At 65.3% G+C, this 13,578-nt stretch carries 8 protein-coding genes; 4 read left to right on the forward strand and 4 right to left on the reverse strand.

The genetic code is table 11. The features are described from left to right. Nucleotides 1–55: 55 nt before the first annotated feature. Nucleotides 56–967 carry an EamA family transporter RarD gene (gene rarD / locus GC148_RS06675; RefSeq protein ID WP_291069785.1) on the reverse strand — a complete coding sequence of 304 codons (912 nt, stop codon included), beginning with the start codon at nucleotides 965–967 and terminating at the stop codon, nucleotides 56–58. A 120-nt stretch (nucleotides 968–1,087) separates the two neighbouring features. Here rarD and GC148_RS06680 point away from each other — a divergent pair, with 120 nt between their 5' ends. Continuing rightward, nucleotides 1,088–2,365 carry an amidohydrolase family protein gene (locus tag GC148_RS06680; protein ID WP_291069787.1) on the forward strand — a complete coding sequence of 426 codons (1,278 nt, stop codon included), beginning with the start codon at nucleotides 1,088–1,090 and terminating at the stop codon, nucleotides 2,363–2,365. A gap of 124 nt (nucleotides 2,366–2,489) precedes the next feature. Here GC148_RS06680 and GC148_RS06685 read toward each other — a convergent pair whose 3' ends face one another. Beyond that, the gene (locus tag GC148_RS06685; RefSeq protein ID WP_291069789.1) at nucleotides 2,490–4,994 is read right to left on the reverse strand and encodes a TonB-dependent receptor; all 2,505 of its coding nucleotides are present in this window, start codon (nucleotides 4,992–4,994) and stop codon (nucleotides 2,490–2,492) included. Nucleotides 4,995–5,197: 203 nt separating this feature from the next. On the opposite strand from GC148_RS06685, the gene GC148_RS06690 reads away from it, so the two are divergent. Then, a complete protein-coding gene (locus GC148_RS06690) occupies nucleotides 5,198–6,769 on the forward strand; it encodes a tetratricopeptide repeat-containing sulfotransferase family protein (RefSeq protein ID WP_291069791.1) in 1,572 nt (523 codons plus the stop codon). 47 nt (nucleotides 6,770–6,816) lie between these two features. Then, nucleotides 6,817–7,833 carry an aldo/keto reductase gene (locus GC148_RS06695; protein ID WP_291069793.1) on the forward strand — a complete coding sequence of 339 codons (1,017 nt, stop codon included), beginning with the start codon at nucleotides 6,817–6,819 and terminating at the stop codon, nucleotides 7,831–7,833. A gap of 218 nt (nucleotides 7,834–8,051) precedes the next feature. Here the strand turns inward: GC148_RS06695 and GC148_RS06700 are convergent, their stop codons facing one another. Together GC148_RS06700 and GC148_RS06705 are read right to left on the reverse strand one after the other, a co-directional pair. After that, the gene (locus tag GC148_RS06700) at nucleotides 8,052–10,517 is read right to left on the reverse strand and encodes a DNA translocase FtsK (protein WP_291069794.1); all 2,466 of its coding nucleotides are present in this window, start codon (nucleotides 10,515–10,517) and stop codon (nucleotides 8,052–8,054) included. Between the two features lie 217 nt (nucleotides 10,518–10,734). Next, a complete protein-coding gene (locus GC148_RS06705; RefSeq protein WP_291069796.1) occupies nucleotides 10,735–12,120 on the reverse strand; it encodes an ammonium transporter in 1,386 nt (461 codons plus the stop codon). A 213-nt stretch (nucleotides 12,121–12,333) separates the two neighbouring features. On the opposite strand from GC148_RS06705, the gene GC148_RS06710 reads away from it, so the two are divergent. Then, the gene (locus tag GC148_RS06710) at nucleotides 12,334–13,572 is read left to right on the forward strand and encodes an FAD-dependent monooxygenase (protein ID WP_291069798.1); all 1,239 of its coding nucleotides are present in this window, start codon (nucleotides 12,334–12,336) and stop codon (nucleotides 13,570–13,572) included. The last annotated feature ends 6 nt before the right edge of the window (nucleotides 13,573–13,578 follow it).

Genomic DNA, 13,578 nt, shown 5'->3' on the forward strand with positions numbered 1-13,578 from the left:
CTGACTCAAGAGACTTCGCGGCGGCGCCTTCGGGAGCCGCCGCTTTTTTGACTCGTCAGGCCGGCCGTGCGGTCCGCGCCAGGCGCCGGGCCTTGGCCTCGCCCATCAGGCTGTCGGCCGTGAACACGACCAGCGCCGTCCAGATGAACCCGAACGCCACAGCATGCACCGGGCTGAACGGTTCGCGGAACACGAACAGCGCGATCAGGAATTGGATCGTCGGCCCGATGTATTGCATCATGCCGACGGTCGAGAGCTTCAGCCGCTTGGCCGCCAGCGCGAACAGAATCAGCGGGAAGGCCGTGATCGGACCTGCCGCCATAAGCAGGGCAACATCCCAGCCGCCCTCCCCCATCCAGCGTCCGCCGGGCTGCGTCTTTGCAAACCAGACCAACCAGCCGAGTGCCAGCGGCACCAGCACGACAACCTCGACCAGGAAACCGGCCCGGCTGTCGATGGCCACCTTCTTGCGGATCACCGAGTAGAAGGCGAACGTCACGCACAGCGCAAGTGCCACCCAGGGCACATGCCCGAAGGCGAACGCCATGACGCACACCCCCACGGTCGCAATCGCCACCGCCGCCCATTGCGCCGGGCGCAGCTTTTCCGAAAAAATCAGCATGCCGAACAACACGTTGACCAACGGGTTGATGTAATAGCCGAGCGAGGCCTCCATCGCGTGGTCGGCGTTCACGGCCCAGATGTACGTCGCCCAGTTGGCGCCGATCAGCACGCCCGACAGGGCCAGCCATTTCAGGTTCGCGGGCTTGAACGCCGCTTTCACGTCCCGCCAGTTGGCCGCCAGCGCGATCAGCACGATGGCGGTCGGCACCGACCAGATCACCCGTTGGGCCAGCAGCTCGAACGCGCCGACATGTTTCATCGCGCGGATGTACAAAGGCAGGCTGCCCCAGATCAGGTAGCAGCCGAGAGCGGCAGGAAATCCGAGGCGGAGCGCAGCGTTCATCGACGGTCCTATAGGCCTGTGCCCAAAGCCGCGCCACCCGGATTTTGTGGTCCGCCCCGGACTGGCCAAGCCGCCCCCGGACGGCTAGGTCTCAAGGGTCAGCCGATCAGGAATCACGCCATGCTCCGAACCCTCCTTGCCGCCGCCAGCCTGCTGGCTGTCAGTGCCGCCGCCTCCGCCGAAACCCTGCTCCTGTCGGGCGGCCATGTCGTCGATGTCGAGCGCGGCGTGGTGATGAAGGACCACGACGTGCTGGTCGAGGACGGGCAGATCAAGGCGGTCGGCCGGACGGGCACGCTCGGCGCCTCGGGCGCCACGAAGATCGACATGGCCGGCGCCTGGCTGCTGCCCGGCCTGTCGGACAGCCACGTCCACCTCACGAACCGCGCCGACCTGCACGGCTTCCGCCGCCTCACCGTCTCCACCCCCGCCGCCGCCATTTCCGGCGTCGCCAATGCGGAGAAGACCCTGCGCGCCGGCTTCACCACCGTGCGCAATCTCGGCGCGCCGGGCTTCACCGATGTGGACCTGAAGCATGCCATCGACAGCGGCGAGGTTCCGGGCCCGCGCATCATCCCGGCAGGCCAGTCCATCGGCATCACCGGCGGGCATTGCGACTCTAACCTGCTTCCCTATGAAGACCATTCGGTCGGCGGCGGCGTCGCTGATGGTCCGTGGGCGGTGCGCCAGAAGGTGCGCGAGAACAAGAAATACGGCGCAGAGGTCATCAAGTTCTGCGGCACCGGCGGCGTCCTCTCGAAAGGCACCACGATTGGCGCGCAGCAATTCACGCTGGAAGAGATGCAGGCCATCGTCAGCGAGGCGCATGAGCTGGGCCTCAAGGTGGCCGTTCACGCCCACGGCGCCAAGGGTATCGCGACCGCCATCGAGGCCGGCGTCGACTCGGTCGAGCATGCCAGCCTGATCTCCGACCAGAGCCTGAAGGACGCCATCAAGAAGGGCATCTTCCTGTCGATGGACATTTATGTTTCGGACTTCATCCTCAGCGAAGGCGAAGCGGCCGGCATCCTTCCGGAATCGCTCGAGAAGGAAAAGACCGTCGGCAAGGCTCAGCGTGAACGCTTCCAGGCGGCCGTGAAGGCCGGCGCGAAGATCGCCTTCGGCACCGATGCCGGCGTCTACACGCACGGGGTCAACGCCCGCCAGTTTGCCTACATGGTCCAATGGGGCATGACGCCCGCCGAGGCGATCCGCGCCGCGACCCTCGGCAATGCCGAACTGTTCGGCCTCAAGGACGAAATCGGCAGCCTGACGGCCGGCAAACGCGCTGACATCATCGCCGTCGACGGTGATCCGCTGGCGGACGTTCGCCAGCTGGAAGACGTCGACTTCGTCATGAAGGACGGCGCTGTCTTCTTTAACGGGCTGGGCGAGTAGCCCCTCCCCGCCGCCTGCACTGCCCACAAACAAAAAAGGCCGCCCCGACGGGCGGCCTTTTCCAGTCTGAACACCCCCCGGTGCCCCGACGGCCCGGCAAGCCGGGCCGCTTCAGACCTTCTGATTATCCGATCTTGTAATTGAACCGGACGCCGATGACGCGCGGTGCGCCGACATAGGTGTAGTAGCTGCGCGTGTTGACGTCGCCGCCATCATCGTCTGTCAGCACCTGGTTGAACAGCGGCGTGGATACAACTCCGGTCTCGTAATACTCATCAAGCAGGTTATTAACGAACAGTGTCGCCGACCACTTGCCCGTGTCGTACACCGCCGACGCGTTGGCCACGCCGTAGCTGTCCAGCGTGATGCCGCCGCCCCGGCCGCCGGTGCGCGTCAGCACATCGCCCTGCCAGGCATAGCCGCCGTTGAAGGTCAGTGTACGCCCGTCCGCGAGATCGTGGACATAGGAACCGAAGAGCGAGAACTGGTCTTCCGGCGAACCCGGCAGGCGGTCGCCATCCTGACCATCCAGCAGCACGGTACCGAAGCCCGGAGGCGAGATGGTGCTGACCAGGCCCGGCGCGAGCGCCGTCAGCGAAGCCTCGGTATGGCTGTAGCTGCCGCGCAGCGACAGGGCGTCGGAAACGATCCACTGGCCATTGAGTTCCACGCCTTTCGACTCGGCACCGTCCGCGTTGACGATGATCGGGATCGACGCATTGATCGTGGCCGAAGACAGCTGCGGGTCGTTCCATTCGACATAATAGACTGCGCCATTCAGCGTGACCCGGCCATCGGCGAGCGTGGACTTGAAGCCCACCTCGTAGTTGGTCGTCGTGTCCGACAAGTACTGGCGTTCGTCACGGGTCGAGATGTCGCCCGCGTTCGGTCCATATTGCTGGCCCGGCGCAAGGGCGCAGGCGCCCTGCACGTTCGGCGCAAGCGGATCGAAGGCCGGGCAATCGCCGACACCGTTGTCGTCGCCGATCCGGTAGCCTTCCGACACGGTCAGGTAACCGAGGAAGTCCTCGGTGAACTTGTAGGACGTATTGAACTTAAAAAGCGTGCCGTTGTCAGACTGGCCGGTCTTCTCGGTGCCATTCGGGCTGCCAGCGGCATAGTCCGCCTGCAGACTGTCCTGGAGCGAGCTGACGCCAACCGGCGCAAAGGTCGGGTCGAACAGCGGGAAGTCGACATCGTTGTACGATTCCAGATCGTACTTGTAGTAGCGCCCCCCCACCGTGACGCTCCACTTGTCGGTGATGTCATAGCCGATCTCACCGTAGAAGGCGGACTCTTCGAGTTTCGAGAAGAACTGCGAATAGTATTCGAGATCGTCCGGCCGGTTGAAGCCGGCATACGCGGCATAGCCAGGCGTGTATTCTGCCGAGTAGGACGCCGATTCACGCTGATTGTAGAACGCGCCGACGATCCAGTTCAGCGGGCCCTCGGTCTTCGACACGAGGCGCAGTTCCTGGTTGATGCGCTCTTCCTTGCCCTTCTCATGCGTATAGGCGGTGAAGGTCGGGAAGGCTTCGTAGCTATATTCCAGCGTGATCAGCAAATCGGTCTGGTCGCGCTGTCCGTCATCATTGTACCGCGAATAGCCGGTCGCGGAGGTCAGCTCGGCAAAGCCGAGGTCGGCCACCACTTCCAGCGCGAGCAGCTGGTTGGTGATCTCGTTCGGCTCCGGCACACGCTTGGCGAGTTCATAATCGCCGGTCGGCACGGTCGGCTGCTGGCTCACGCCGCGGCGGCCGCCGATATCGGATTTCTGGAGATAATAGGTCAGCGTGCCATCGAGCCAGTCGGTCGGCTGCCAGCGCGCGGCGAGGCGGCCGGAGATGACCTCCTCGCTGTCCGCATCGCTGATGCGGTAGGTGTTGGCGGCAACGGCGGCAGGATCTGAGAAATCCGGGTCCGGATCAGACACGCCGATCTCGCGCACGACGAACGGATAATCGGTGAAGCCCGAATCGTTTTCGAAATCGAGCGAGCCACGTACCGCGAAGTTGGACGTGATCGCCTTGTTGAAGGTGAAGCCGGTGTCATAGGACAGGCTGTCCGCCTCGGAATATTGCGAGGCCTCGAGACGCAGGTCCAGCGTGTCGCCGGCAAAGTCCGGCTTCCTGGGGATGTAGCGGATCGCGCCGCCGAGCGTGCCGGCGCCGTACAGCGTGCCTTGCGGCCCGAGCAGCACTTCGACGCGCTCAAGGTCGTTGAGCTTCAGGTCAAGGAAGACCGGGACTTCGCCGATATAGGTGGCGACCGTGCCGCCCCCGTCATTGTTGCCATCACCCGAACCGAGACCATCGGCGTTGAGGCCGCGTACGATGATCGGATTACCCTGGCGTCCGCCGCGGTCGACCACGTTGATGCCCGGCACATAGGCGAGCACATCGGCGAGTTCGTCGAAGCCTTGCTCCTCGATCTGTGCGCTGCCGACGGCGGCGATGTTCAGTGGGATATCCTGGACGCTTTCGGCGCGGCGCGTGGCGGTGACCGTGACGGCCTCGACCCGCAATTCGCTGTCAGCGGAATCGGTGGCCTCCTGGGCGGAGGCAGACAGGGCAATAGATGATACGAGCACCGCCGCGCTGGCGGTGAGCAGAAGATTTTTGCGCGACATTTTTTATTCCTTCTCGGCTACAGAACCGTCCCTCGACACGTCAATAAGGTTCGGACGCTTGCGATTGTGCAAGCGGGTGAAACGGGCCTGCTTTCATTTTGCGACGAGATGCAGCAAAAAGGGCACAGACTGACATCCATGGAACCACTTTTGGGGATGCCTTGGCCTACACTGCCCAAAATTCAGGCGTAAACGACCCGCGGATGGTCGAGGCGGCGGAGCTGTTGGCGCGCAAGGCGTACCAGACCGTACACGGTCTGTGCCTCGCCGTGCTGAAGGATGAACCGGCGAATGCCGAGGCCTATTACCTGCTGGGCATACTGACGAGCGACCATGAGAACTATGCCAAGGCCGACGAGCTGTTCCGCGCGGCGCTGGCGCGGCGGGCCGACCATGCCGGGGCGCATGCCCAGCGGGCGCGGTGCCTGATCGCCCTGTCACGCCGAAGTGAAGCGGTGGAGGCCGCCCGGGCCGCCGCGCGCCTGAAGCCGAACGATGCCCTGACGCTGGACACGATCGGCGTGGTGCTCAGCCGGGCGGGGCTGCACAGCGAGGCCCTGCCCTTCTATGCCCGGGCCGCGGGCGCCGAACCCGGCAAGGCGAACTACCATTACAATCACGCCGCTGCCCTGCAGTTTGCCGGCCAGATGGATGCGGCCCGCGAGGCCTACCGACGCTGCGCCGAGGCGGACCCGAACGACACGCGCGGCCTGCCCGCCATTGTCCAGATCACCCGGCAGACACCGGCTGCCAATGACGTGGCCGCGCTGGAGGCGATGTTCGCCGCGCGGGGCGCCGACGCCGACGCGGCGCTTCGCATCGGCCATGCACTGGCCAAGGCGGCCGAGGATCTCGGCCAGCCGGAAGTCGCGCTCGACTGGCTGGAGAAGGCGAAAGCCCACAAGCGGACACGTCTGGCGCATGACCCTGCCGCCGATGCCGCGCTCGCCGAAGCCGCGATCCGCGCCGCCGGAACCCTCCGGACGCCGACGAGCACGGCGACGGGCGCGCCGGTTTTCATTTGCGGCATGCCGCGCACCGGCACAACACTGGTGGACCGGATCCTGTCGAGCCATAGCCAGCTGTCCGCCGCCGGGGAGCTCACCGACTTCGCGCTCTGCCTGAAGCGGATGGCGCGGACCCCGTCGAACCTGGTGCTCGACCCGCCCACGTTGGACGCGGCAGCCCGCCTCGACCTGACGGCGCTGGGCAACGCCTACATGGCGAGCGTGGCGGCCTCGCTCGGCCTGACCGGACGGTTCACCGACAAGATGCCGCTGAACATCCTGCTCGCCCCGGTGATCCTCGCGGCGCTGCCGGAGGCGCGGGTGATCTGCCTGCGGCGCCATCCGGCGGATACGGTGCTGTCGAACTACCGGCAGATGTTCGCGACCAGCTTCTCCTATTACAACTACGCCTACCGGCTTGAGGACACGGCCCGTTACTATATCCAGTTCGACCGGATGGTGCGGGCCTTCGAGGCGGCGCTGCCGGCCGGCCGGTTCTCGGTGGTGCATTACGAGAAGGTGGTGACGGATCTCGAGACCGAGACGCGGCGGCTGCTGGACTTCTGCGGCCTGCCTTTCGAGCCGGCCTGTCTGGCCTTCCACGAGAATGCGGCGCCGGTGGCGACGGCGAGTTCGGCGCAGGTGCGCGAGCCGCTCTACACTTCGGCGCTGGCCCGTTGGAAGCGGTATGAGGCCGGCCTGAAACCGGCGCTCGACCTGCTTGACGCGGCGGGCTGCCTTGCGCCCGGGGAAAGAACCGCTACCTGAAGAGGGCGGCGCCGGTCAGATCGCCAAAGTCAGAGGGACAATCCAACATGAAACATCGCCGCCTGGGCAAGAGCGCCATCTACGTGTCCGACATCTGCATGGGCACCATGACCTTCGGGACGCAGACCGACGAGAAGGAAGCGTTCCGGATTCTCGACGCGAGCCTCGATGCCGGCATCAACTTCTTCGACACGGCCGAGAACTATCCCGTGCCGCCGGACATCAAGTATGGCGGCCTGACGGAAGAGATCGTCGGCCGCTGGATGAAGACCAAGGACCGCGACGCGATCATCCTCGCCACAAAGGTGTGCGGACCTTCGCATGGCTGGATCAAGGGATCGCAGCGCGCCGGCATGACGGCGCTTGACCGCCACAATATCCGCCGCGCCGTGGAAGCGAGCCTGACCCGTCTGCAGACGGATTATATTGACCTCTACCAGACCCACTGGCCCGACCATGGCATTGCCTATGACGAGACGATGGAGACCCTCGACGAGCTCTGCCGCGAAGGTCTTGTGCGCATCGTCGGCTGCTCCAACGAGGACGCCTGGGGCCTGATGAAATCCATCGAGGCGTCCAACCGCCTCGGCGCGGTGCGCTACCAGACGATCCAGAACAATTTCTCGCTGAACAACCGGCGCTTCGAGGATGCGCTTGCGAAAGTGTGCCGCGAGGAAGGCGTGAGCCTGATCCCCTACTCCCCCATCGGCGGCGGGGTATTGTCGGGCAAATACCAGAACGGCGCCACGCCGGAAGGCGCACGCTTCTCGCGCTATATCAATCTCGGCGGCCGCCATACGGCGATGGCGCAGCGCTTCGTCAACGAGAAGACGTTGGCCTCCACCGAACGCTTCATGAAGATCGCCGCCGAGGCCGGCACCAGCGTCGTGACGCTGGCGACCGCGTGGTCGAAGCAACATGACTTCGTGGCCTCCACGATTGTAGGTGTTTCAAAATTCGATCAGCTGGCGGACATTCTGGCGGCGGCCGACCTGGAGCTGTCGCCGGAAGTGATGAAGGCCTGCGACGCGGTGACGAAAGAGATCCTGTATCCGATGGGGTGAGCCTGGTAGGGGACCCGCCCCAACCCTCCCCATGAATGGCAGGGCGATCGCATGTGGGCGATGGCCCTGCTCTCCCGGGGGACGGGAGAGGGGTTTGGGCGTTCTCTGCCGGGTGCACGCAAGACTCAGGTGCTCAAACGAACCGGGCTCCCGCCTCCATCTCCGGGAGGTCGGGAGCCCTTATCTTTGTGCCCACCAAAGCTTGTTGCAGCGGCCGCCTAGGCGGCGTTCTTGCCCTTGGTGAGGACTTCGCGTTTGCCCGCATGGTTGGGGGCGGAGATGATGCCTTCTTCCTCAAGCCGGTCGATCAGGCCGGCCGCCTTGTTGTAGCCGACCTTGAGGCGGCGCTGGAGGTAGGAGGTCGAGGCGCGCTGGTCGCGGATGACGACCTGAACCGCTTCGGAGAAGAGCGCGTTGTCGTCGTCGCTGCCGCCCGAGCCGCCCTCCCCCATGCCGAGCATCGCGTCCATGACGGGCGAACCGGTGGAGCCGTCATCCTTCGATTCCAGCACGTCCATGACATAGTCGGGCTCGCCCTGTTCACGCAGCCAGTCGGCGACGTGACAGACTTCCTCGTCGGAAACGAAGGGGCCGTGCAGGCGCTGGGTTTTCTTGCCGGGTTCCTGGTGCAGGAGGTCGCCGTTGCCGAGCAGCTGTTCGGCGCCCTGCTCGTTGAGGATGGTGCGGCTGTCGACTTTGTTGGTGACCATGTAGGAAATACGGGTCGGGAAGTTCGCCTTGATCGTGCCGGTGATGACGTCCACGGACGGACGCTGGGTAGCGGTGATCAGGTGGATGCCGGCGGCGCGGGCCATCTGGGCGAGGCGCAGCAGGCAGCCTTCGATCTCCTTGCCGGCGACGACCATCAGGTCCGACATCTCGTCGATGACGATGACGATTTGCGGGATGTGGTCGATCGGCAGGGATTCGGTTTCGTAGACCGGCTTGCCGAATTCATCGAGGCCGGTCTGGACCTTGCGCACCAGCGGCTCGCCGGCGGCACGGTATTTCGAAGCCTTCTCGTTGAAGCCGGCCAGGTTGCGCACGCCGGCCTTGGACATCAGCTCGTAGCGGCTTTCCATTTCGCGCACGGCCCATTTGAGCGCGTTGACGGCTTCCGGCGCCTTGGTGATGACCGGGGCCAGCAGGTGCGGGATGCCTTCATAGACGGTGAATTCGAGCTTCTTCGGGTCGATCAGGATCAGGCGGACCTGTTCCGGCGTGTGGCGGTAAAGCAGCGACAGGATCATCGCGTTGACGCCGACCGACTTGCCCGAACCGGTGGTGCCGGCGACGAGCAGGTGCGGCATGCGTGCCAGATCGACCACGGTGGGCTGGCCGCCGATATCCTCGCCAAGGGCAACGGGCAGCGAAGCGCGCGAGTTCACATAGGCATCCGACTGGAGGATGGAGCGCAGGAAGACCTTCTCGCGCTCATCGTTGGGCAGTTCGATGCCGATGGCGTTCTTGCCGGGTACGACCGCCACACGGGCCGAGACGGCGGACATGGAGCGGGCGATGTCGTCGGCGAGCGTGATGACGCGCGAGGACTTCACGCCGGGGGCGGGCTCCATCTCGAACAGGGTGATGACCGGACCGGGGCGCACTTCCTTGATGCGGCCCTGGATGCCGAACTCCTTGAGGACTTCGGACAGGCGGGCGGCCTTGGCGAGGAGGGCGTCCTCGTCGAAGGTTTCGCGGCGCTCTTCGGGGACCTGCAGCAGGTCAAGCGATGGCAGGCGGGTGGAGACGCGGCGGCGCTCGGGCTTGGCGACTTTCGGGGCGACGGTGCGCGGCGCCGGGCGCGGCACGGCGAAGCGCAGGCCGGGCGGCGGGGCGGCGGGCTCAGCATCGTCGTCGAGGTCTTCATCCTCGTCCCAGGCGGAGGCGCCATAGCCGGTGTCGTCATCTTCGTCGGCATCGTCCGGCAGGTAGCGCGAGGACGGGACATAGTCGTCGTCATGCTTGATGATCAGGGTGCGGTCGCCCGAAACCGGCTCGTCGAGGCGAACCGGCTGCGGCTGGCGCTCGGACAGCTGCTGGCCGAGACGGATCAGGAAGCCGCCGAGGCCTGCGGCGGAAACTGCAGCATGCTTGCCGGAGCGGGTGGCGGTTTCCTGAAGGAGGAGCGCGTCGCGGCGGCGGAAGCCGAGCGCGGCGAGTCCGGCCCAGAGGGCAGCGGCGCCGAGGAGGAAGCCGGCCCAGCTGGCGGGCGCGGGCAGCATCAGGGCGCGGAAGGGCAATACGGCCAGGTTGAACACGCCGTCGCCGAACATGCCGCCGAGGCCGGCGCTGAGCGGCCAGGATTCCGGAACCGGCCAGGCCGCGAAGGCGGCAGCCGACAGAGGCACGGCGACGGTGCCGTAGATCCAGCGGCGGATGCGCGGCTTGCCGACGAGGACGGCGCGCATGGCGCCGCCGATCATCAGGGCGAGACCGGCGATCCAGCCCGACCAGCCGAGCAGCTGGCGCGCGACATCGGCGAAAATGGCGCCGGGCGAACCGAACAGGTTCTGCACGTCGGCGCCGGTGGCGGCGTTCCAGCTCGGATCGGACGGCAGGTAGGAGCCGACGCTGCCGCAGACGAAGACCCCTGCCCCGAACGCGGCAGCGCCCGTGAGGATCCGCCAGACCGGATCGCTCACCGTGCGCAGCTCTTCGTCTCGGATGTCGGTGTCTTGCATGGGGGAAAACGCTCCGGAGTTGGCGAGAGGCGGAGCAACAGGTTTCGCCGGTTAGCCTTAACATGCGGCAAACGGAGGCTGTGGAATTCGCAGGTTTTTCATGCCCGAAGGCCTGATTTCACTGGAATTCGGCGAGGTTAAATTCCTGAAAGCCAAAGCAGGACGCCCCGGTGGATTTCTCCACCGGGGCGCCAGGTTGTTCCCGAAGGGGCCGCGCTCAGGTGCGGGTGAACTCCGGATAGGCTTCCAGACCGACTTCGGCGCGGTCCATGCCCATCATCTCTTCTTCTTGGCTGGCGCGGACGCCGAGCGTGAACTTGAGGGCGAACCAGACGATGGTCGAGGCGATCATCACGAACACCGCGGTGAGGCCGACGCCGACCAGCTGGCCGAGATAGCTCGGGTCACCGGCTTCGTTCGGAGTTATGGCACCGCCATGCGACAGCGGAACGATCATCGTGCCCCAGATACCGCAGACAAGGTGAGCCGGGATGGCGCCGACGACGTCGTCGATCTTCAGCTTGTCGAGCAGCGGAACCGTGATGACCACGAAGACACCGCCGACAGCGCCGATCAGGACGGCCTGGCCGATGGTCGGGGTCAGCGGCTCAGCCGTGATCGAGACGAGGCCCGCGATGACGCCGTTGAAGACCATGGTGGCGTCGATCTTACCCTTGTAGAGCACCGCCGTGGTGACCGCCGCTGCAAGGCAACCGCCGACGGCCGCCATGTTGGTGTTCACGAAGATGATCGAGACCGAGTTGATGTCGGTGATGGTACCGGCCGCAAGCTGGGAGGCACCGTTGAACCCGAACCAGCCGAGCCACAGGATCAGCGTGCCGAGGGCAGCAAGCGGGATGTTCGAGCCGGGCATCGGGTTTACACCCTTGCCGAAATACTTGCCGGTGCGCGGGCCGATGATCAGGGCGCCGGTGAGAGCTGCCCAGCCGCCGACCGAGTGAACGAGCGTCGAGCCAGCGAAGTCGGAGAAGGCCCACTGTGCGTCGAGGTAGCCGCCACCCCATTCCCACGACACGACCACCGGGTAGATGACGCCGGTCAGCACGACGGTGAAGAGAAGGAACGGAATGAGCTTTACGCGCTCGGCAACGGTGCCGGACACGATCGATGCCGCCGTTGCCACGAACACCATCTGGAAGAACCAGTCAGAGCCCGACGCATAGCCGCCATTGTCTTCTTCGAGTGAACCGGGCGACCAGATCGAGAGATTGGTCGGCAGAAGGCCGGACAGCAGGGTGGAGTCACCCGGATAGGCCAGATTGTAACCCGTGAGCCAGAACATCAGGCCGGCCACAGCGAAGAGAAGCACATTCTTCATCGACTGCATGGCGGCGTTCTTGGAGCGAACAAGGCCCGCTTCGAGCATACAGAATCCGGCGGCCATGAACATGACGACGAGGCCGCCGATCAGGAACAGGTAGCTGTTGTCGACATAGGCCGGCACGGCGGTGGCCGCTTCGAGTGCTGCGAGTCGTTCTTCCAGGCTCGGCGCGGCTTCCTGGGCGAATGCTACCCCGGCCGCCAATAGCGACAGCGGTGCAAGTGTCGCCCCGCGGATCAATAATCCAGTCAATCGGCCCATCGGCCCCTCCTTTGTTTCAGTGCTGCAGAACCCAGGACCCCCCGTGTTCTCCCGGAGCCGATATGATTTCGCCTGCCCGAAAAAGTCGCACGGCACACGCTCACGGCGCCCGATTCGAGTGCCCGTTGGTTAATCCTTGTGCACGCTTGCGACCAAACGCCCAAATCGCTGCCACCACTGGACGCCGCACTGCAGCATGGATAACGCTTTCTTATGGCTGAAACACACGCTGATCCCCTTCAGGACTGCGACCTCGCCATCGTTGGCGCGGGTCCTGTCGGCACGTCGCTGGGTATCCTTGCGGCGCGCGCCGGCTTCTCCGTAACGCTGATCGATGCGCGGCTAGAAAATCCCGTAACAACAAGAGATACAAGGACTTTTGCCATTGTTCGCGGCAGCTGGCGCCTGCTCGGCGCGACCGGCGTGACGGGCGAACTGGCGGATGTGATCACGCCTCTCAACGGACTCGAAGCCGAAGATGGCGGCACCCACTGGTTCGGAGCGCCGCATGTGGCCTTCTCGAATGACGACCTCGGCGGCGGAACGGGCAAGGACGCGCTGGGCCAGATGGTGCCTGCGGCCGCGCTGCAGGCCGCCCTGGACCGTCAAACAGCCGCGGCGCAGGGCCTAACCTGGCTGAAGGGTGCCCGGTTTTCGGGCATGGAAACCGGTCCGGCCGGGGCTGTTATCACGCTGGAGAACGGGCAGACCTTGCGGGCCGGACTGGTGGCGGCTTGTGACGGACTGCACTCACCGGTGCGCACCGCGCTGGGCATCCGCACCGAAGGTCGCAGCTATGGCAAGTCCGTCTTCGCGGCGGACGTAACGCTGGAGCGGCCACACCACGGCATCGCACGCCAGTTGTTCACCCCGGAAGGCCCGTTTGCGACCCTGCCCCTGCCCGGCAACCGCGCGAACCTTGCCTGGTATATGAAGGGCGGCGCCGCAGAAGCGCTGGTGAAACAGCCGAAGGCCGCCATCGAAGCCGAACTGAATGCGCGCTTCGCCCGCTTTGCCGGCGAGATGCATCTCGACGGCCCTCCCCTCTCCTATCCTCTGGTGATGCAGGTGGCGCTGGCCATGACCGGTCCGCGCACCGCGCTTCTGGGCGATGCCGCTCACCGTATCAACCCGCTGGCCGGCCAGGGCCTGAACCTCGGCTTCAAGGATGTCGGTGCGCTGATCGATGTGATGACCGAGGCGCGCGCCGCCGGCCTTGACCCGGGCAGCGACACGGTGCTGTCGCGCTACCAGCAATGGCGCCGGTTCGATTCCTATGCGACCGCGATGTCGATGGACCTGATCGACCGGACCTTCTCGAACGACAATCCGGTTCTGAAGCCACTGCGGGGCATTGCCCTGACGGTGGCAAACCGGGTGGGACCGCTGCGCCGCGCGATGGCGCGACAGGCGAGCGCCGCGCAGGCGACGATGCCGAGCCTGATGCGCTAAGCGGCG

This window comes from Hyphomonas sp. (genome assembly GCF_016125515.1).
Lineage (GTDB): Bacteria > Pseudomonadota > Alphaproteobacteria > Caulobacterales > Hyphomonadaceae > Hyphomonas.